Below are 18,270 nucleotides of genomic sequence, written 5' to 3' on the forward strand. Positions count from 1 at the left end.
AACTGCGCGGCCGTTTACGCGGCTGCGCGGTGATCAGGCCGTGGTGGTGCAGGATGCGCCGGATCGTGGAGGTGGCCGGTACGGGCAGGCCTTGGTGGGCCAGATGGTCTTGCAGGGTTAGCGGGCCCCCCTCGGACACAATTGTGATGTCGCGAGACATCGAGGACGGAGGGGATGCTGCACGGATAGGTGACATCTGAGTTGGCTTGCCCTGACGGGCGGGCTGGCGGGATGTCCTTGTGCCCAGGCCTTATCCCCGCGAGTTTCGCGACGACGTCGTACGCGTGGCCCGCAACCGCGACGACGGCGTGACGATCGAGCAGATCGCCACCGATTTCGGTGTCCATCCGATGACCCTGCACAAGTGGATGCGCCAGGCCGACATCGATGAGGGCGCTAGGCCCGGCAAGAGCACCAGCGAGTCCGGTGAGCTCAGTGAGGCCCGGCGGCGCATCAAGCTGCTCGAGCAGGAAAACGAAGTGCTGCGCCGGGCCGCGGCGTATCTGTCGCAGGCCAATCCGCCGGGAAAGGCCTTACCCGCTCGTAAAAGAGCTCGCCGACGACAGAATCCCTGTCGCGGTGACCTGCCGGTCCTCAAGCTCGCCCGCCAACCGTATTACCGCTGGCTGGCCCAGCCTGTCACCGATGCCGAACTCGTTGAGGCCTTACCGCGCCAACGCCCTGTTCGATGCTCACCGAGATGATCCGGAATTCGGCTATCGCTTCCTGGTCGATGAGGCCGGTGAGGCTGGTCAGTCGATGGCGCGCACCGCCTGGCGGATCTGTTCGGACAACGGCTGCTGGAGTGCGTTCGGCAAGCGCAAACGCGGTAAGAACGCCAAGACCGGCCCACCGGTGCACGACGAACTGGTCGGCCGGTAATTCACCGCCGATGCACCAAATCAGTTGTGGCTGACCGATATCACCGAGCACCGCACCGGCGAAGGCAAGCTCTACCTCTGTGCGATCAAAGACGCGTTCTCCAACCGCATCGTCGGCTACAGCATCGACTCCCAGATGAAGTCGCGACTGGCCACCAGGGCATTGCACAGCGCAGCGGCACGTCGCGGCGAGGTGGCTGGTTGCATACTGCATTCGGATCGCGGATCTCAGTTCAGGTCAAGGAGATTCGTGCACGCACTAAACCATCATGGGATGGTCGGCTCGATGGGTCGCGTCGGAGCGGCCGGCGACAACGCCGCTATGGAGAGCTTCTCTAGCCTGCTGCAGAAGAACGTCCTGGACCGCCGTCGCTTGCCCGGATCCGGGCGCCGCTACCCGCAAGCCGCGCTCAGCGGCCGCTGTCGTCACCGCCGCGGTCGGCCGAGACCGCTGATTCCTCTGGTTCCTCGGCCGCCTCCGCCTCGGCGTCGTCGAACGACTCGTCGTCGCCAGCTTCGTCATCCGGGTAGTCGACCGCCTGCTGGTCTTCGGGTTGGGCGGCGGGCTCTTCGTCGGCTTCGCCCTGCTCTTGGCCGCCCGCGTCCCGGTGCTGACGTTCCCTGATGGCGTCGACAATCAACAGGATCACGCCCAGCACGCTGGCGCCAATACACACCCACGCCACCAACACGTTGCTGGTGACCACCGCAAACACCAGCGCGACGAGCCCAATCAGGGCCAATACCAGGGCAATGATCAGCATGGGTCAACCTCCAGCCGGCGGGCAGCGACTAAACGTACCAAGCTTGCGGCACCGGCCTTGCAACCCCGCGAGGGTGCGGCCCGTGTCGAGCTAGTTGTTACCCCGGTTGAACTGCTCGAAACCGCCGGCATCGGCGCTGGAATCGACCGGAGCCGCCGATCCACGCTGACCGAGCTCTTCGAGCTGGGATTCCAGGTAGGTCTTGAGCCGGGTGCGGTATTCGCGCTCGAACGTGCGCAGCTGCTCGAGGCGGCCTTCCAGCACGGTGCGTTGCTGGTTGATGGTTCCCATGATCTCGGAATGCTTGCGTTCGGCGTCTGCCTGCAGGGCGTCGGCCTTCTCCTGGGCCTGCCGCAACTGGGCCTCGGACCGGGTCTGGGCATCTGCAAGCATCGCGTCGGCGCGCTGCCGGGCGTCGGCGACGGTGGTCTCGGCGGTGTGGCGGGCCTCGCTGACGATCTGCTCGGCGTTGGCGCGGGCGTCGGCCAGCATCTTGTCCGACTCGGCCTTGGCGGTGGCGGTGAGGCGATCTGCGGTGTCTTGGGCCAGGCTCAGCACGCGGGCCGCCTTGAGGGCTTGCTCCTCGTTGGTTCCCGTCGGAGCCGGCTTGACCGGTTCGGGTTCGGGCTCGTAGACCGGAATCGCCTGGGTGGGCGCCGCGGCCACGCCGGCGCCGGCGCCGCCGGCCGCCAGCTCCGCATCCAGCTCGGCGATCCGCTGGCGCAGGTCGGAATTCTCTTCGATGAGCCGGGTCAGTTCGTTTTCCACCAGGTCAAGGAAGGCGTCAACCTCGTCTTCGTTGTACCCGCGCTTGCCGATTGGCGGCTTACTGAACGCCACATTGTGGACGTCGGCAGGTGTAAGCGGCATTGTTTGTCCCCTCGAGTTCCTGGACGGTCAAACGATCTGGAAAGTGTAGAACGGAGCGGTAGCCGTCGTGCAACTACCGTCCATCCTGTCACACCAGACTCGGCGGTTGCCGATTGGACTAATAAATAAGGGTCAATTTCAATCTCTGAGGCAAATAAATCACATTTCTTAGATTTGAAAATCCCGCGCACAAACTTGTCGCCGAATCGTGGCCGAACCGTCGCCCAACGATGCCCGGGCAATGACCCCACGGCTCAGGCTGCGGCGCCGAACGCCAGCTGCATCCCGATGAACGCCACCAGCAACAGCACCATGATGGACAGGTCGAAGCGGACTGCGCCGATGGTCAGTTGCGGGATCAGCCGGCGCAGCAGCTTCACCGGTGGATCCGTGATCGACATGATGATCTCGAGGATCACCACGGTCAGCCCGGTCGGGCGCCAGTCGCGGCTGAACGAGCGGATGAACTCGACGACGACGCGCGCGATCAGCAGCAGCCAGAAGATGAACAGCGCAAAACCAAGGATCTGAAAAAACAGCACCAACGAGAGCCCGACCTTACCGACGAGGATGTGAATGTGCCGCCCGTGAGGCCGGCAAGCGCAAGCCTACCGACTCGGCTGCGAGGCATACACGTGGTGCGACGCCGCTCCCCGAGGCGAGCACCCGGCCAGCCCGGCGGGCCGAGCTGGCACCCACCCGGGCTGCGCACCGCCCGATGCGGCTATTGGTAAGCGTAGAAACCGGTTTCGGCGATCCGACGACGCTCCTCCGGGGTCACGTCGACGTCCGCGGGTGACAGCAGGAACACCTTGGTGGCGACCTTGTCGAACGAGCCGCGCAGCGCGAAGGCCAGACCCGCCGCGAAGTCGACGAGCCGTTTGGCGTCGGCGTTGTCCATCGACACCAGGTCCATGATCACCGGGGTGCCGTCGCGGAACCGCTCGCCGATGGTGCGCGCCTCGCTGTAGTCCTTGGGCCGCAGCGTGGTGATCTTGGACAGCGGATGGCCCTCCTCGAACATCATCGCCATCCGGCGTGGGTCCATCGCAAGCGCGCCGCGAGTGGAGTTGCGCAACCATGAGCCGAAGCGCGGCCGCGCCATGTCGGGACGATCGAACTCGCGGGGCGGGAATCGCGGTTCGTCGGGATAGCCGCCGCGATAGCTGCTGGGCGGCGGGTAGTCGGCCGGCTCGCCGCGCAGATCGCCGCGCAGATCGCCCCGCGGATCGCGACGGGGGTCGCGGGGATCCTCGTACTCGCGTCCTTCATAACGGCCGTAATCGTCGTCGAATCGGGGCCGCGAATAACCGCGTGACGGCGCGCGGTCGTCGTAATACTCGTCGTCGTATTCCTCCATCGGAGCCATACCGAAGTAGGCCTTGACCTTGTGCAGTGTGCTCATCGCGTGACCCTTCTAGCCCTGGGTTTCTTGTTGTCTGTGATGAAGGTGTGACTACAGTGACTATTCACGGTGACCGTAACCGCCGCGGGCCCAATAGCGCGGTACCGACACGCACACACGTCGAACCATGTTTGACGGCGGCTTCGAAATCGTCGGACATGCCGGCGGACAGGCCGACCGCCCGCGGGAAAGCCGCGCGAACCCTGCTGTGCTCGGATTGCAGCCGGTCAAAGGCCTCGTCCGGATCCCAGCCGAGGGGCGGAATGCCCATCAATCCGACCAGTTCCAGACCTTGCGCCGAGTCCACTTGCGCGCAGATCCGGTCCACCGCTTCGGGCGCGGTGATGTCGACACCGCCGCGTGAGACATCGCCGTCGAGACTGACCTGGACGTAAACCCGCAACGGATGCTCGCGCCGGCGCTCGGCGAGCGCAGCGGTCACCGCCCGATCCAACGCCGTCACCAGCCGCGGGCTGTCGACCGAATGTGCCGTGTGCGCCCACCGCGCCAGCGAACGCACTTTGTTGCGCTGGATTCGTCCCACCATGTGCCAGAGGATGGCGCCATGTCCGGTCCCCGGCGCCGCTGCCAAGAGCCGGGTCACTTCGGCCGCCTTCGCCGAAGCTTCCTGTTCGCGCGATTCGCCAACGGCGCGGCAACCCAATCGGCACAAAAGGACCACATCGCTTGCCGGGAAGAATTTGGTAATTGGCAGGAGTTCAATTTCGCCGACATTGCGACCGGCTGCCTCCGCCGCGGCCGCAAGCCGAGACCGCACCGCGGCCAACGCGTGCGTCAATTGTGATTGACGGTCTGCTTGTGCCGAAAGATCCACCACCATCGCGGTCATTCCATCCACACCACCGACGCCAGCCGCCCGGTGGGCGCGCCGCGTCGATGGCTGAACAACGTCGGGTCCGCCACCGTGCACCGGGGATCGACATCGATAGAGATGATGCCCAATCCTCTTAGCTGGCAAGCGATTCCGGCTCGAAGGTCCAGTGCGGGCGTTCCGGCCGAGGTTGTGGTGCGGCTGCCCGGCAACGCCGCCTCGACCTCGGCGGCCATGGCGGCCGGCACTTCGTAATTGGGGCCACTGGCCGCCGGGCCCAGCAACGCCGAAATATCGGCGGCCCGGGCACCCAGATCGAGCATCGCCTCGACCGCGCGGGCCACCACGCCGTGCTGGGCACCGACCCGGCCGGCGTGAACCGCCGCGATGACACCGGCACACGCATCGGCCAGCAACACCGGCACGCAGTCGGCCGTCAACACCGCCAGCGCCAGCCCGGCCGTGCCGGTCACCAATCCGTCGGTGCCCACCTTGCCGCCGACGGTGGCCCGCTGCGGCGCGTCGACCACCGCGATCCGGTCACCGTGGACCTGGTTCATCCACACCACCCGCTCGCCGGGCAACCCGATGGCCCTGGCCAGCCGGGCCCGGTTGGCGGCCACCGCGGCCGGGTCGTCACCGACATGATCGCCGAGATTGAAGGTGTCGAACGGCGCCTTGGACACACCGCCGACCCGGGTGGTGATCACCCGGCGGATACGAACGCTCACCCTCCCAGTATCCGAAACCCGTTGCCCGCCAGATTGCACCAATGTCGCGCCGCGGCCGGTTTGTCGCGCACTGGCAAGCAAATCGAGACCCTCAGCGGCGCATGAACGGCGGCACGTCGACGTCGTCATCATCGCCGCCGATGCTCAGGGTCGCGCCGTTGGTGTGCAGGGGCACGCTGACGGCGTCGACCGGCTCGAACAGCGTGGAAGTCAGCTTGCCGGCCCGGGCCGACTCGATGCGGTGCGCGCCGCCCGTCTCGGCCACCGCCGGCGGCTTGCGGCTGGTGCCACCGGCGTCGAAGCCCGCCGCGATCACGGTTACCCGCACCTCGTCGCCCAGCGAGTCGTCGATCACGGTGCCGAAGATGATGTTGGCGTCGGGGTGAGCGGCGTCCTGCACCAGCGAGGCCGCCTCGTTGATCTCGAACAGGCCCAGGTCGCTGCCGCCGGCGATCGACATGAGCACGCCCTGCGCGCCCTCCATCGAGGCTTCCAGCAGCGGCGAGTTGATGGCGATCTCGGCGGCTTTGAGCGACCGGCCCTCACCGCGGGCCGAGCCGATGCCCATCAGCGCGGTGCCGGCCCCGGACATGATGCCCTTGACGTCGGCAAAGTCGACGTTGATCAGGCCCGGTGTGGTGATCAGGTCGGTGATGCCCTGCACACCGTTGAGCAGCACCTCGTCGGCGCTACGGAAGGCGTCCATCAGCGACACGTGCGCGTCGCCCATTTGCAGCAACCGGTCATTGGGGATGACGATCAGGGTGTCGCAGCTTTCCCGCAGGGAAGTTATGCCCGACTCGGCCTGGTTGCTGCGGCGCTTGCCTTCAAAGGAGAACGGGCGGGTCACCACACCGACGGTCAATGCTCCAAGTTTGCGGGCAATGCTGGCCACGACGGGCGCCCCACCGGTTCCGGTGCCACCGCCCTCACCGGCGGTGACGAACACCATGTCGGCGCCGCGGAGCAGCTCCTCGATCTCGTCCTTGGCGTCCTCGGCGGCCTTGCGCCCCACCTCTGGGTCGGCGCCGGCGCCCAGCCCTCGGGTCGAGTCGCGGCCCACGTCGAGCTTGACGTCAGCATCGCTCATCAACAACGCCTGCGCATCGGTGTTGATCGCGATGAACTCCACGCCCTTGAGTCCCTGCTCGATCATCCGGTTGACGGCGTTGACGCCGCCGCCGCCGATGCCCACGACTTTGATGACGGCCAGGTAGTTGTGCGGGGGGGTCATCATTCGTCTTCCTCCGTGATGGGAACTGGGGTTCCTCCTGCGGTGTGTCTGCTTGCAAAACTCTCAACCTCAACCATAGATTTAGAGTTATGTCAAGTACTTCCGCGTAACCAGAACCGTATGGGTACGACGGGTGCTAACCGTGCAGGCGCGCCGACACGCCACCCGCATTTTTTATGGGCTGACTCGCTGAGCCCACGTCATTTCACGGTCGGCAGGTCCGGGCTGGACACGTCGTAGGTCCGTCCGGGCTGGGTCAACAGCGCCGCCAACTTCTCGGCCTTCTCCTCGGCGCGGTCGGTGGTCCCCCAAATCACCACCCGCCCGTCGGCCAGCGTGAGCGTGATCGAGGACACCGAGGGCGCCGCGATCCGACCCACCTGGCCGGCAACCTCGGGTCGCAGCGCGGTCAATACCTGCAACGCCGCCAAGGTGGCGGGATCCGTCGGGCCCGGATTGTCCACATCGATATACGGCAAGGCCGGCGGTGGCGGACCGGTCGCGAAATCCACCCCGTCGCGGTCGAACAGGTGCGGCCCGTCGGGGAAGTCCTTGACCACCAACGGGACCCGCTCCACGATGGTGATCCGCAGCGCCGACGGGTATTGACGTTGGACCCGCGCGCTGGCCACGCGCCGGATCGCCGCCACCCGGTCGGCGACCTGGCTGGTATTGATCTGCAGCAACGGCGTTCCGGGCCGCACCTGAGCCGCGTCGAGAACCTCGTCGCGGGTCACCGACCCAAGCCCGACGACGACGATATCGCGCGCCGACATTGCGGGCGTGAAATACAGCACCAACGCCAGCCCCACGCCGACGACGAGCAACGCCACGGTGGCCAGCAGCATCTTCAGTCCCTGAACAACGCCGCGCGCAACGGGTTTGGGTTCCTTGACGACATGCCCGCGGGCTCGTCGCTTGGCCTCGCGCCGCGCTTGCTCGATGGCGATGGCTCGCGCCTGGGCGGCGCGGCGCTCGGCACGTTCGCGCCGAGCACGCCGGCGTGGGCCCTCGAAATCGTCGTTGTCCGGCGACTCGGCCGGGTCTTGGGATTCGCTGGCGAGTGGCTGGGTGGCCGCCTCGGCGCCCACGTGCGCCGATTCGTCGGCGACGACGTCGATCGGGCTGGCGTCGATCGGGCTGGCGTCGATCGGGCTGGCGTCGATCGGGCTGGCTTCGCCGGGTTCGGTCACTGCAGAACTCCCGGCCGGCCGGGCGCGCCGCGGTTGGCCTGTACCCGCAGGGCGGTCACGATCTCCGGACCCAGCAAAGTGACATCTCCGGCGCCCATGGTGACGATGACGTCACCCAGCGCGGCCGCGGCGGCCACCTCGCCGGCCACCGCGGAGAAATCCGGGAGGTAGCGCACCGGTACGCTCACGTGCCCGGCGACGCTGGCCCCGCTGACGCCGGCCAGGGGCTGTTCGCGGGCGCCGTAGACGTCGAGCACGAACACCTGGTCGGCGGCACTGAGGGCGCGACCGAACTCGGTAGCGAAAGCCTTTGTGCGCGAATACAAATGCGGCTGGAAAACAACCAGCAACCGACCGCTGCCGCCGTGCTGGACGATCGAGCGCACGGCTGCCAGGGTGGCGCTGATCTCGGTCGGGTGGTGGGCATAGTCATCGAACACCCGAATCGACCCCACCGCGCCGACCAGCTCGAACCGGCGTCGCACGCCCTCGAAACCGGCCAGGCCGTCGAGCACCTCGTCAACCGGGGCGCCCACCTCGACCGCGGCCAGCAGCGCAGCCAGCGCGTTGAGCGCCATGTGCCGTCCGGGGACCGCGAGCCGCATCACGCGCGGGTGTGGCTCGCCGGCCAACCGCAGCTGTGCCACCGCTTCGACGCCCCGCTGCTCCCAGGACAGCAATGTTGCCGCCAACGGCGCACCGGCGGTTTCGGCCGACCCGTAGCGCAGCACCCGGATTCCCAGCTCGGCCGTGCGCCGAGCCAGTGCGGCCGCGCCCGGGTCGTCGGTGCACACCACCAGCGCGCCGCCGGGCGCCAGGCGCTCCACGAACGCGTCGAACACCCCGACGTAGGCGTCGGTGCTGCCGTAGAAGTCCAGGTGGTCGGACTCGATGTTGGTGACCACGGCGACGTTGGGCGTGTACTCCAGCAGCGAACCGTCGCTTTCGTCGGCTTCGGCGACAAAGCAGTCCCCACTGCCGTGGTGGGCGTTGGTACCGGCCTCGCCCAGCTCACCGCCCACCGCGAACGACGGGTCGCGCCCGCAGTGCTGCAGCGCGACGATGAGCATCGACGTTGTCGTCGTCTTGCCGTGCGTTCCGGTGACCATCAGTGTGGTGCGGCCGGCCATCAACTTGGCCAGCACGACCGGTCGCAGCAGCACCGGAACGCCGCGGCGCCGGGCCTCGACCAGTTCGGGATTGGTCTTGGGGATCGCGGCCCGGGTGGTGATGACGGCGGTGACGCCGCCGGGCAGCAGATCCAGCGACGACGCGTCATGCCCGATGCGGATCAGCGCGCCGCGAGCCCGCAACGCATGCACCCCGCGGGACTCCTTGGCATCTGATCCCGATACCAGACCGCCCCGGTCCAGCAGGATGCGGGCAATGCCCGACATGCCGGCTCCCCCGATGCCGACCATGTGGACCCGCTGCAGTTCGGGTGGCAGCTGATCGGTGTTCACTCGGCTCTCCCGGAGACGCTCCCGGCACGAGCCCGCCGGGCGATGTCCAGCGCCGCCTGGGCCACCTGCCGGGCCGCATCACGGTGTCCCACCTGCGCGGCGGCGGCCGTCATCGCCGCCAGGCGGGGCGGGTCGGTGAGCAGCCCCGCCACTTCGCGAGCCACCAGGGCCGGCGTGAGGTCGGCGTCGGCGACCACCATGCCGCCGCCGGCGTTAACCACGGGCAGCGCATTGAGCCGCTGCTCGCCGTTGCCGATCGGCAGCGGCACGTAGATGGCGGGCAGCCCCACTGCGGACACCTCGGCGACCGTCATCGCACCCGATCGGCAGATCACCAGGTCGGCGGCGGCGTAGGCCAGATCCATCCGGTCCAGGTAGGGCACCGCGACATACGGCGGGTCACCGTCGCCGGGGGTGCGCAGCTGCAAGACATTCTTGGGGCCGTGGGCATGCAAGACGGAAACGCCCGCGGCGGCCAGGTCGGCCGCGGCCGCCGACACCGCACGGTTGAGTGAGACGGCGCCCTGAGAACCGCCAAACACCAGCAGTACCCGGGCGTCGTCGGCGAAGCCGAAGTGTGCGCGCGCCTCGGCGCGCAGTGCCGCGCGGTCCAAGGCGGTGATCGTCTGCCTAACCGGAACCCCGACCACCTCGGCGCGGCGCAGCCCGCATTCCGGCACCGCCGACAGCACCCGGGCGGCGGTGCGGGCCCCCACCCGGTTGGCCAGCCCGGCCCTGGCGTTGGCCTCGTGGATGACCACCGGGATCCGGCGCCGCCGGACCCGCACACGGGGAATTCCCCGGGCGGCCAGGTAGGCGGGCAGCGCCACGTAGCCACCGAAACCGATCACGACGTCGGCGTGCACCGCATCGAGCACCGCCCGGGTCTCCGCCACGGCTCGCCACACCCGCGGGGGCAGCCGGGCCAGGTCGCTACTGGGCTTACGCGGCAACGGCACCGGGGTGATCAGCTCCAGGTGATAGCCCCGCGCAGGCACCAAGCTGGTCTCGAGCCCGCGGGGGGTGCCCAGGGCGGTGATCCGGACATTCGGCTCGAGAGCGCTCAGCGCATCGGCGACGGCCATCGCGGGCTCCACATGCCCGGCGGTGCCGCCGCCGGCGAGCACGATCGACAACGAAGGGCCGGAGTCGGTCACCTTCTGCCCACCGGCCGGCTCCCTGACCGAGTCGTTCACCCGTAACGCTGACCTTCCAATGTCCGAATCCGACCTGCCTGACGCTGGCCGGCGTACCGCTGACCCGCTCCATGATGCTCCCCCACAAGCAGCTGGTGTCCCCGTCCCCGCCCGTGAGCGGTACCCGCGGAGCGAGCCGGCCGATCGGCCCGGCGCGGTAACGCCGGTCGCGGTGGCTCTCCGGCCTTGCGGACCGCCTTGGGCACCTTCCGGGCGGCCGGCTTCTTGGCCGGCTGTTTGGCTGCCGGTTTGGCCGGTTGCGGGCGAGCGCGCTTGCGGTCGCGAAACACCTCGAGGCGGGTCGGCACATAGGGCTTGGGTAGCGGCAGCCGGAGCAGTCGGTTCACTGTATCGTCGCGGCCGGCGCGCAGTGCGGCCACCGCCTCGGGTTCATGCCGCGCCGCATTGGCGATGACCCCGATCATCGACAAGGTGGTGGCCGTCGAGGTACCACCTGCCGAGATCAGCGGCAGTTGCAGCCCGGTGACCGGCAGCAGCCCGATCACGTAACCGATGTTGATGAACGCCTGTCCCAGCACCCACAACGTGACGGTTGCCGTCAGCAGCCGCAAAAACGGGTCGGCCGAACGTCGGGCAATCCGCATACCGGTGTAGGCGAACAGCCCGAACAGCCCCAGCAGCCCGAGCGCGCCAATGAAGCCGAGTTCCTCGCCGATGATCGCGAAGATGAAGTCGTTGTGGGCGTTGGGCAGATAGTTCCACTTGGCGACACCCTGGCCCAGGCCGTCGCCGAAGATACCGCCGTGAGCCAGCGCGAATTTGGCCTGCCGCGCCTGATAGCCCGAGTCCATCGGGTCGTTGTCGGGATCGAGCCACGACCGCACTCGGTCGGATCGGTAGCCCGCAGTCATCGCCAGGATTGCCGCGGAGACGACGACGGCCGCCAGTGAGCTGGCGAACACGCGCAACGGCAGCCCCGCGTACCACAGCAGCCCGAGCAGGATGATGCCCATCGACACCGTCTGCCCCAGGTCGGGCTGGGCCACGATCAGCGCCAGCGCCACGACCGCAGCCGGCACCAGCGGAATCAGCATTTCCCGTAGCGACGCCCGCTCCATCCGCCGGGCCGCGAGCAGATGCGCACCCCAGACGGCGAAGGCCATCTTGGTCAGCTCCGAAGGCTGCATCGAAAAGCCGGCCACCACGAACCAGCCGCGCGAGCCGTTGGCCTCCTTGCCGATTCCCGGGATCAGCACCAGCACCAGCAGCACGATGGTGAATGCGAAGGCGGAGAAGGCGATGCGACGCAGGAACTGAACCGACATGCGTAGCCCGATGTAGCAGCCGAGGAGACCGACGACGGTCCACAAGACCTGCTTGCCGAAGATCACCCACGCCGAGCCGTCGTCGTCATAGGACCGCACGCCGGAGGCCGACAGCACCATGATCAATCCGAGCGTGGTGAGCAGCGCGGCGACGGCGATGATCAGGTGAAACGACGTCATGGGACGGCCCAGCCACATGCCGAAACGAGTACGCGGACCCGCCTCCACGGGTTTGGCCGGGCACCTTCCGCCCGCCTTGTCGCCCGGCTGCTGTCCCGCCTGGTCAGCGGGGTTGGCTGCCGGCTTGTCGGCCGCCTGCTCACCCGAGCACGCGGCAGCGTCGGCCTGCTCGTCAGCTTGGACCGTCTCCCCCGAGTCGGTCTGCCCTGTCGTGTCGGTGTTGGTGTCGCCAGCCTTGCCCCGGCGCCGCAGCCGGGTGAATGCGCTGCGCACGCGCGCCTACCGGACCACGGCGCGCACCGCGGCCGCGAAGGCGTCGCCCCGGTCGGCGTACCCGTTGAACTGGTCAAACGACGCGCCTGCCGGCGCCAGCAGCACCGTGTCACCGGCCTTGGCCATGTCTTTGGCCGCGGCGACCGCGGCGGCCATCACGCGCGCGCCAAGCGGTTCAACCGAATTGTCTACTTTCGTCACATAAGCATCACAAGCCACAGCCATATCAGCATCCTCGCCTGTCACAACCTGGACGACGGGCACATCCGGCGCGTGTCGTGATAACGCCTCGGCAACCTCTGCGCGGTCTCGGCCGATGAGCACCGCGCCGACCAGCCGTGATGCGATGCGCGCCACCTCGGCATCCACGGACGCACCCTTGAGCATCCCGCCGGCCAGCCAGACCACCCGCGGGTAGGCCAGCACCGATGCCTGCGCAGCGTGCGGGTTGGTGGCCTTGGAGTCGTCGACGTAGGTGATGCCGTCGGCAACCGCCACCACTTCTGAGCGGTGCCGGCCCACCCGGAACGACGCGACCGCGTCCGCGATCGCTTCGGCCGCCACGCCGACGGAGCGGGCCAGCGCGGCCGCCGCCAGCGCGTCGAGCACCCCGACCGGGCCCGGCACCGGAATGGACGCGGCCGGCAGCAGCGACAGATCGGCGGCGAAGGCGCAGTCAACCAGGTGTCCGTCGCGCACGCCCAGCTCGCCGGCGGCGGGCTCACCGAGCCGGAAGCCGGCCCGCACCGGTGCCAGCGTGGCGTCCAGCAGTGCCGCGGCCCGGGCGTCATCGAGTCCCACCACTGCCACCCGGCCGGTCAGCACCCGAGCCTTGGCCTCGGTATAGGCCGCCATCGTGCCGTGCCAGTCCAGGTGATCTTCGGCGATGTTGAGCACCACACCAGCCTCGGGCCGCAGCGACGGCGCCCAGTACAGCTGAAAACTCGACAACTCGACGGCCAACACGTCGGCTGGCTGGTCGAGCACCTCCAGCACCGGGCTGCCGATGTTTCCGCACAGCAGGCTGCGGTGCCCGCCCGCAGTCAGCATGTCGTGCAGCATCGAGGTCGTGGTGGTCTTTCCGTTGGTCCCGGTCACCACCAGCCAGCGACGCGGCGGCCCGTACCGGCCCGCCGTATCCAGCCGCCAGGCCAGTTCCACGTCACCCCAGATCGGCACGCCCGCGGCGGCCGCCGCGGCCAGCACGGGCGTGGTCGGCTGGAACCCGGGACTGGTGACCACCAAGGCGTACTCGGCGATCTGCTGCACCGCTTCCGACGGCGGCACGGTCGCCACCCCCTCGTCGGCATAAGGTCGCAGCATCACCGGGTCGTCGTCGCACACGGTAGGCATCGCGCCGAACCGAGTCAGCGCCGCTAACACCGCGCGGCCCGTAACCCGGCCACCGGCGATCAACACCGGCGCGCCCGGCACCAGGGGATCAAGCACGTCAGGCACCGATCGCAGCCAGGTATTCGCCGTAGAACAAGGCCACGCCCAGACCACAGCTGATCGCCGTGAGCAGCCAAAACCGGATGATCACGGTGGTTTCGGCCCAGCCGATCAATTCGAAATGGTGGTGGAAGGGCGCCATCCGGAATACCCGGCGCCCGGTCGTGCGGAACGTCAGAATCTGCAGCACCACCGAGGTGATCTCGGCGACGAATAGCGAGCCCAGCACCACCGCCAGCAACTCGGTGCGGCTGGTCACCGAGAGTCCGGCGATGACGCCGCCCAATGCCAGCGAACCGGTGTCGCCCATGAAGATCTTGGCCGGCGCGGCGTTCCACCACAAAAAACCGATGCAGGCACCGGCGGTCGCGGCGGCGATGAGCGCCAGGTCCAGCGGATCACGCACGTTGTAGCAGCCCAGCCCCGGCGCGGTCACGCACGCGTTGCGGTATTGCCAGAAGGCGATCAGCACGTAGGCCCCAGTGACCATCGCCATGCAGCCGGCCGCCAGCCCGTCCAGGCCGTCGGTGAAGTTGACCGCATTGGACCACGCGCTGACGACGACCACGCAGAACAGCACGAACAGCACCGGAATCAACGTGACCGTGGCGATCTCGCGCACGTAGGACAGCTGCGCGCTGCCCGGCGTGAGGCCGGCCGGATTGCGGAACTGCAGTGCCAGCACCGCGAACAGTACCGCGGCGGTGATCTGCCCGACGGTTTTTGCGGTCTTGTTCAGCCCGAGGTTGCGTGACCTGCGGATCTTGATCATGTCGTCGAGGAATCCGACCCCGCCCAGCACGGTGGCCAAGCCCAGCACCAGCAAACCCGACGCGGAAATGCCTTCACCGTCGAACGCCAGCCCGGCCAGGTGAGTGCCGAAGTAGCCCGCCCAGATGCCCGCCAGAATCGCCACACCCCCCATCGACGGCGTGCCGCGCTTGCTGTGGTGGCTTGGTGGGCCGTCCTCGCGGGTGTGGTGACCGAAGCCTTGCCTGGTGAACAGCCGGATCAGCGCCGGAGTGAGCAGGATGGACACCGCCAACGCGATGGCGACGGCGATCAGGATCTGTCTCATGGGCGGGCGCTTCCCTGATCGCCCACGCCGTCTGCGGCCAACGCGTCGGCCAGCGTTCCCAAGCCTGCCGAGTTCGACGCCTTGATCAGCACCACATCCCCGGACCGGACTTCGGCGCGCAACAGTGCCAGCGCCGCGTCGGCGTCCGCAACGTTGACGACCCCCCTGTCGGCCCCGGCGCCCCAGGAGCCCCACGCCCCTTCCAGGGCCGCAGCGTCGTGCATGGCGCTCATCGACCTCCCGGTTCCGACCACAACGAGTCGAGACACATCTAATCGCACTGCGAGCCGCCCGATGCGGTCATGCTCGGCTATGGCGTCGGCGCCAAGTTCTGCCATCTCACCCAGAACCGCCCAGCTGCGCCGCTTGGCGGGGCGGTCGACCCCGCTGCCGGAGCCACCGTGGGCAATCCAGGCCAGCGCCTGCAGACCGGCCCGCATGGAGTCCGGGTTGGCGTTATAGGCGTCGTCGATCACCGTTACCCCGTCCGCGCGGGTGGTCACCTGCATCCGATGCCGCGACACCGGACCCGCGGCGCCAAGCGCGGTTGCCACCTGATCGAGGGTGGCGCCGCATTCCAGCCCGACGGCGGCCGCACACAACGCGTTGGTGACCTGGTGGTCGCCGGAGACGCCCAGCTGGACCTGAGCCGCAGCATCGCCGCAGTGCATGGTGAACTGCGGCCTGGCCAGCTCGTCCAACGACACCGGCCCGGCCCACACGTCTGCGGCGCTGCGAGCCCGACTGACACGAACCACCCGCGCCGCGGTCACCTCGGCCATCGCCGTCACCACGGGGTCGTCGGCATTGAGGATGACCACGCCGGATTGCGGAACAGCTTGCGGCAGTTCTGATTTCGTTCGCGCAATGGCCTCGCGGGAGCCGAACTCGCCCAGGTGCGCGGTGCCGACGTTGAGCACCACCCCGATGGCCGGAGTCGCGATCTGGGCCAGCGCGGCGATGTTGCCGCGATGACGGGCCGACATCTCCAGAATCAGGTAGTCGGTGTCGCGGCCGGCGCGCAGCACGGTCCAGGGATGACCCAGCTCGTTGTTGAAGGATCCGGGCGGGGCGACCACCTCACCCAGCGGTTCGAGCACCGCGGCCACCAGATCCTTGGTCGAGGTCTTGCCCGACGAGCCGGTGATCCCGATGATGATCAATCCGCCGGCCACCAGCTCCGCGGCCACCGCCTGGGCCAGTTTCGCCAGCGCGGCCAAGACGGCCGCGCCCGATCCGTCGGCGTCGTGCTCGAGCACCCCGGCCAGCGCGCCCTGGTCCGGGCACCGCTGCGGCGCCACCACGATGGCCGGGACACCGACCGGCCGCGCGGCCAGCACCGCCGCCGCCCCCGCCGCCACTGCCGACGCCGCATGGTCATGCCCGTCGGCACGCGCGCCCGGCAGGGCCAGAAACAGTCCCCCAGGGCCGACCGCTCGCGAATCGAACTCGACGGTGCCGGTGACGCGGCGTTGCGCGGCATCCCGCGGCGAGATGTCGGCCAGGGTGCCGCCGACGATGTCGGCGATCTGGGCCACGGTGAGCTCGATCATGGGCGTGTCTGTCCGGGTCCGGCAAGCTCGCCGGCCGCGCGCGCCGCCAGTGCCTCGGCCAGTTCCAGCCGGTCGTCGAACGGGCGGACCTGCCCGGCGCCGCGCTGACCAGTTTCATGGCCCTTGCCGGCAACCAGCACCACGTCCCCGGAGCCGGCCCAGGCGACCGCGTGCCGAATCGCGTCCCTGCGGTCAGCGACCTCGACCACTGCTGCGCTGCCGCCAGCCCCCGCCGCTCCGGCCAGGATCTCCCGCCGGATCGCCGCAGGGTCCTCACCGCGCGGGTTGTCGTCGGTGACGACGACCAGGTCGGCCAGCTCCGCGGCGACGGCACCCATCGGGGCGCGCTTTCCCGGGTCACGCTCGCCACCGGCGCCGAACACCACCGCCAGCCGGCGCTCCGGGCGCGCCAGCGCGGTCAACACCGCCCGCAGTGCCCCCGGCTTGTGCGCGTAGTCGACCAGCGCCAGAAAATCCTGGCCGCGGTCCACCTGTTCCAGGCGCCCGGGAACCCGGGCCTGCCGCAGCCCCGGCGCAGCCTGCTCTGGAGAAACCCCGACGCTGTCCAAAATTGCCAGTGCCAGAAGGCAATTGGCGACGTTGTAGCCGCCCGGTAAGCCGATGCGCACTCGGTGCTCGACGCCGGCCGGGTCGATGGCAGTGAATTCCTGTCCGGCGGCGCCCATCGGCACAATGTCGACAGCGCACCAGTGCGCGGCCCGATCGTGCGCACTCACGGTGATCGCGTCACCGGCCCGCGCGGCCATCGCGCGTCCGGCCTCGTCATCTATGCACACCACGACGTTGCCGGCGCGCAGCGCGGAGGCCGGATCGAATAGCAGGGCTTTGGCCTCGAAGTAGTCCTCCATGGTGGGGTGAAAGTCCAGATGGTCACGCGACAAGTTGGTGAAGCCACCGACCGCGAAGTGGGTGCCGTCCACCCGGCCCAGGGTCAGCGCGTGGCTGGACACCTCCATGACGACGGTGTCCACCCCGCGTTGCGCCATTTCGGCGAGCATGGCCTGCAAGGCGGGTGCCTCCGGCGTGGTCAGCGCACTAGGGATGTCAGCGCCGTCGATGCGGATGCCGATGGTGCCGATCAGCCCGGCGACCCGACCGCCGGCCCGCAAACCGGCCTCCACCAGATAGGTGGTGGTGGTCTTCCCTGACGTTCCGGTGACGCCGACGACCGTGAGCCGCTCCGAGGGGCGGCCGTACACCGTGGCTGCCAGCCCCCCGAGCACGCTGCGCGGTACCGGATGCACCAGCACCGGCACGCTCACCGCGTGGGCACCCATCGCGGCGACACCGTCGGCGTCGGTGAGCACCGCGACCGCCCCCCGCTCGATGGCTTCGCCGGCATGATGGGCGCCGTGTGTGGTCGAGCCGGCCAGGGCAGCGAACAGGTCGCCGGGCCGGACGTCCTGGGCACGCAGCGTCACGCCGGTGACCGCCAGATCAGGGACTGTGGCTAGGTGATCCGGGCGATCGGCCAGCACCGCGCCGACCTGCGCCGCCAACGTGGGCAGAGGCACGCCCGTGCCGTCGTCGAGACTGCGTTCAGCGGGCACCGAAAACACCTCCCTTTGCCGTCGTGACAAAAATGACCGGCCATGATCGGCCATGACACCCTACCTAGACCGAACCCGCCGCAACGCGCGCACGCGCCCGCGAGGCTGATCGCGCCGATTCGGGATAAGCCCGGGACAGGCTCGGGACAGGCTCGGGATAAGCGATGCCGGCCGGCAGCGCCCTAGAACAGACCGCCGCGCCCGCCGGCTCCGTCGATTCCGACCGGAACGCCCGCACCGCCCCGCCCACCGGCACCGCCGGTACCCCACAACAGGGCATTGCCGCCGTTGCCGCCGCCACCCCCGCC

At 68.8% G+C, this 18,270-nt stretch carries 15 protein-coding genes and 1 pseudogene; 1 reads left to right on the top strand and 15 read right to left on the bottom strand.

Annotated features, from left to right (window positions below; all coding sequences use genetic code 11):
* Window positions 1-239: 239 nt before the first annotated feature.
* Window positions 240-1,350: pseudogene (locus EET13_RS32840) on the top strand (IS3 family transposase); the annotation flags it as partial.
* Here the strand turns inward: EET13_RS32840 and EET13_RS16530 are convergent.
* The 15 genes from EET13_RS16530 to EET13_RS16600 all read right to left on the bottom strand — a co-directional run bounded on the left by EET13_RS16530 (window position 1,292) and on the right by EET13_RS16600 (window position 18,016).
* Entirely contained in the window at window positions 1,292-1,645 is a 354-nt protein-coding gene (locus tag EET13_RS16530) for a phage holin family protein (protein WP_122443301.1), read from the bottom strand. The pseudogene EET13_RS32840 and the gene EET13_RS16530 sit on opposite strands and share 59 nt — an antisense overlap.
* A gap of 90 nt (window positions 1,646-1,735) precedes the next feature.
* Complete coding sequence (gene wag31 / locus EET13_RS16535; protein ID WP_122443302.1) at window positions 1,736-2,515, bottom strand: DivIVA-like cell division protein Wag31; 780 nt, start codon at window positions 2,513-2,515, stop codon at window positions 1,736-1,738.
* A gap of 254 nt (window positions 2,516-2,769) precedes the next feature.
* Window positions 2,770-3,060, bottom strand: coding sequence for a YggT family protein (locus tag EET13_RS16540; RefSeq protein ID WP_023364806.1), 291 nt, complete (start codon window positions 3,058-3,060; stop codon window positions 2,770-2,772).
* 179 nt (window positions 3,061-3,239) lie between these two features.
* Window positions 3,240-3,920, bottom strand: coding sequence for a cell division protein SepF (locus tag EET13_RS16545; RefSeq protein ID WP_122443303.1), 681 nt, complete (start codon window positions 3,918-3,920; stop codon window positions 3,240-3,242).
* Between the two features lie 64 nt (window positions 3,921-3,984).
* Window positions 3,985-4,761, bottom strand: coding sequence for a YggS family pyridoxal phosphate-dependent enzyme (locus EET13_RS16550; RefSeq protein WP_122443311.1), 777 nt, complete (start codon window positions 4,759-4,761; stop codon window positions 3,985-3,987).
* A gap of 5 nt (window positions 4,762-4,766) precedes the next feature.
* Window positions 4,767-5,483 (bottom strand): peptidoglycan editing factor PgeF, encoded by a 717-nt coding sequence (gene pgeF, locus EET13_RS16555; protein ID WP_211186455.1) that lies wholly within the window; start codon window positions 5,481-5,483, stop codon window positions 4,767-4,769.
* 91 nt (window positions 5,484-5,574) lie between these two features.
* Window positions 5,575-6,717 (bottom strand): cell division protein FtsZ, encoded by a 1,143-nt coding sequence (gene ftsZ, locus EET13_RS16560; protein ID WP_122443304.1) that lies wholly within the window; start codon window positions 6,715-6,717, stop codon window positions 5,575-5,577.
* A gap of 200 nt (window positions 6,718-6,917) precedes the next feature.
* Complete coding sequence (gene ftsQ, locus EET13_RS16565) at window positions 6,918-7,853, bottom strand: cell division protein FtsQ (protein WP_122443313.1); 936 nt, start codon at window positions 7,851-7,853, stop codon at window positions 6,918-6,920.
* 53 nt (window positions 7,854-7,906) lie between these two features.
* On the bottom strand, window positions 7,907-9,373 hold the full coding sequence (murC, locus tag EET13_RS16570; protein WP_122443305.1) for a UDP-N-acetylmuramate--L-alanine ligase: 1,467 nt from the start codon (window positions 9,371-9,373) through the stop codon (window positions 7,907-7,909).
* A complete protein-coding gene (murG, locus tag EET13_RS16575; protein WP_122443306.1) occupies window positions 9,370-10,569 on the bottom strand; it encodes an undecaprenyldiphospho-muramoylpentapeptide beta-N-acetylglucosaminyltransferase in 1,200 nt (399 codons plus the stop codon). The genes murC and murG overlap by 4 nt, the downstream gene beginning before the upstream one ends.
* On the bottom strand, window positions 10,566-12,308 hold the full coding sequence (gene ftsW / locus EET13_RS16580; protein WP_244603954.1) for a putative lipid II flippase FtsW: 1,743 nt from the start codon (window positions 12,306-12,308) through the stop codon (window positions 10,566-10,568). Before ftsW ends, murG begins: the two co-directional genes overlap by 4 nt.
* Before the next feature lie 6 nt (window positions 12,309-12,314).
* Window positions 12,315-13,757 (bottom strand): UDP-N-acetylmuramoyl-L-alanine--D-glutamate ligase, encoded by a 1,443-nt coding sequence (gene murD / locus EET13_RS16585; protein WP_122443307.1) that lies wholly within the window; start codon window positions 13,755-13,757, stop codon window positions 12,315-12,317.
* Between the two features lies 1 nt (window position 13,758).
* Entirely contained in the window at window positions 13,759-14,838 is a 1,080-nt protein-coding gene (gene mraY, locus EET13_RS16590) for a phospho-N-acetylmuramoyl-pentapeptide-transferase (RefSeq protein WP_122443308.1), read from the bottom strand.
* Complete coding sequence (locus EET13_RS16595; protein ID WP_122443309.1) at window positions 14,835-16,391, bottom strand: UDP-N-acetylmuramoyl-tripeptide--D-alanyl-D-alanine ligase; 1,557 nt, start codon at window positions 16,389-16,391, stop codon at window positions 14,835-14,837. Before EET13_RS16595 ends, mraY begins: the two co-directional genes overlap by 4 nt.
* Complete coding sequence (locus tag EET13_RS16600; protein WP_122443310.1) at window positions 16,388-18,016, bottom strand: UDP-N-acetylmuramoyl-L-alanyl-D-glutamate--2,6-diaminopimelate ligase; 1,629 nt, start codon at window positions 18,014-18,016, stop codon at window positions 16,388-16,390. The genes EET13_RS16595 and EET13_RS16600 overlap by 4 nt, the downstream gene beginning before the upstream one ends.
* Between the last annotated feature and the right edge of the window lie 254 nt (window positions 18,017-18,270).

This window comes from Mycobacterium attenuatum (assembly GCF_900566085.1).
GTDB lineage: Bacteria > Actinomycetota > Actinomycetes > Mycobacteriales > Mycobacteriaceae > Mycobacterium > Mycobacterium attenuatum.

Excerpts from the sequence above, each read along its gene's own strand:
- EET13_RS16530 (WP_122443301.1), bottom strand. The coding sequence starts at position 1,645 with ATGCTGATCATTGCCCTGGTATTGGCCCTGATTGGGCTCGTCGCGCTG.
- wag31 (WP_122443302.1), bottom strand. The coding sequence starts at position 2,515 with ATGCCGCTTACACCTGCCGACGTCCACAATGTGGCGTTCAGTAAGCCG.
- EET13_RS16545 (WP_122443303.1), bottom strand. The coding sequence starts at position 3,920 with ATGAGCACACTGCACAAGGTCAAGGCCTACTTCGGTATGGCTCCGATG.
- EET13_RS16550 (WP_122443311.1), bottom strand. The coding sequence starts at position 4,761 with ATGGTGGTGGATCTTTCGGCACAAGCAGACCGTCAATCACAATTGACG.
- ftsZ (WP_122443304.1), bottom strand. The coding sequence starts at position 6,717 with ATGACCCCCCCGCACAACTACCTGGCCGTCATCAAAGTCGTGGGCATC.
- mraY (WP_122443308.1), bottom strand. The coding sequence starts at position 14,838 with ATGAGACAGATCCTGATCGCCGTCGCCATCGCGTTGGCGGTGTCCATC.
- EET13_RS16595 (WP_122443309.1), bottom strand. The coding sequence starts at position 16,391 with ATGATCGAGCTCACCGTGGCCCAGATCGCCGACATCGTCGGCGGCACC.
- EET13_RS16600 (WP_122443310.1), bottom strand. The coding sequence starts at position 18,016 with ATGGCCGATCATGGCCGGTCATTTTTGTCACGACGGCAAAGGGAGGTG.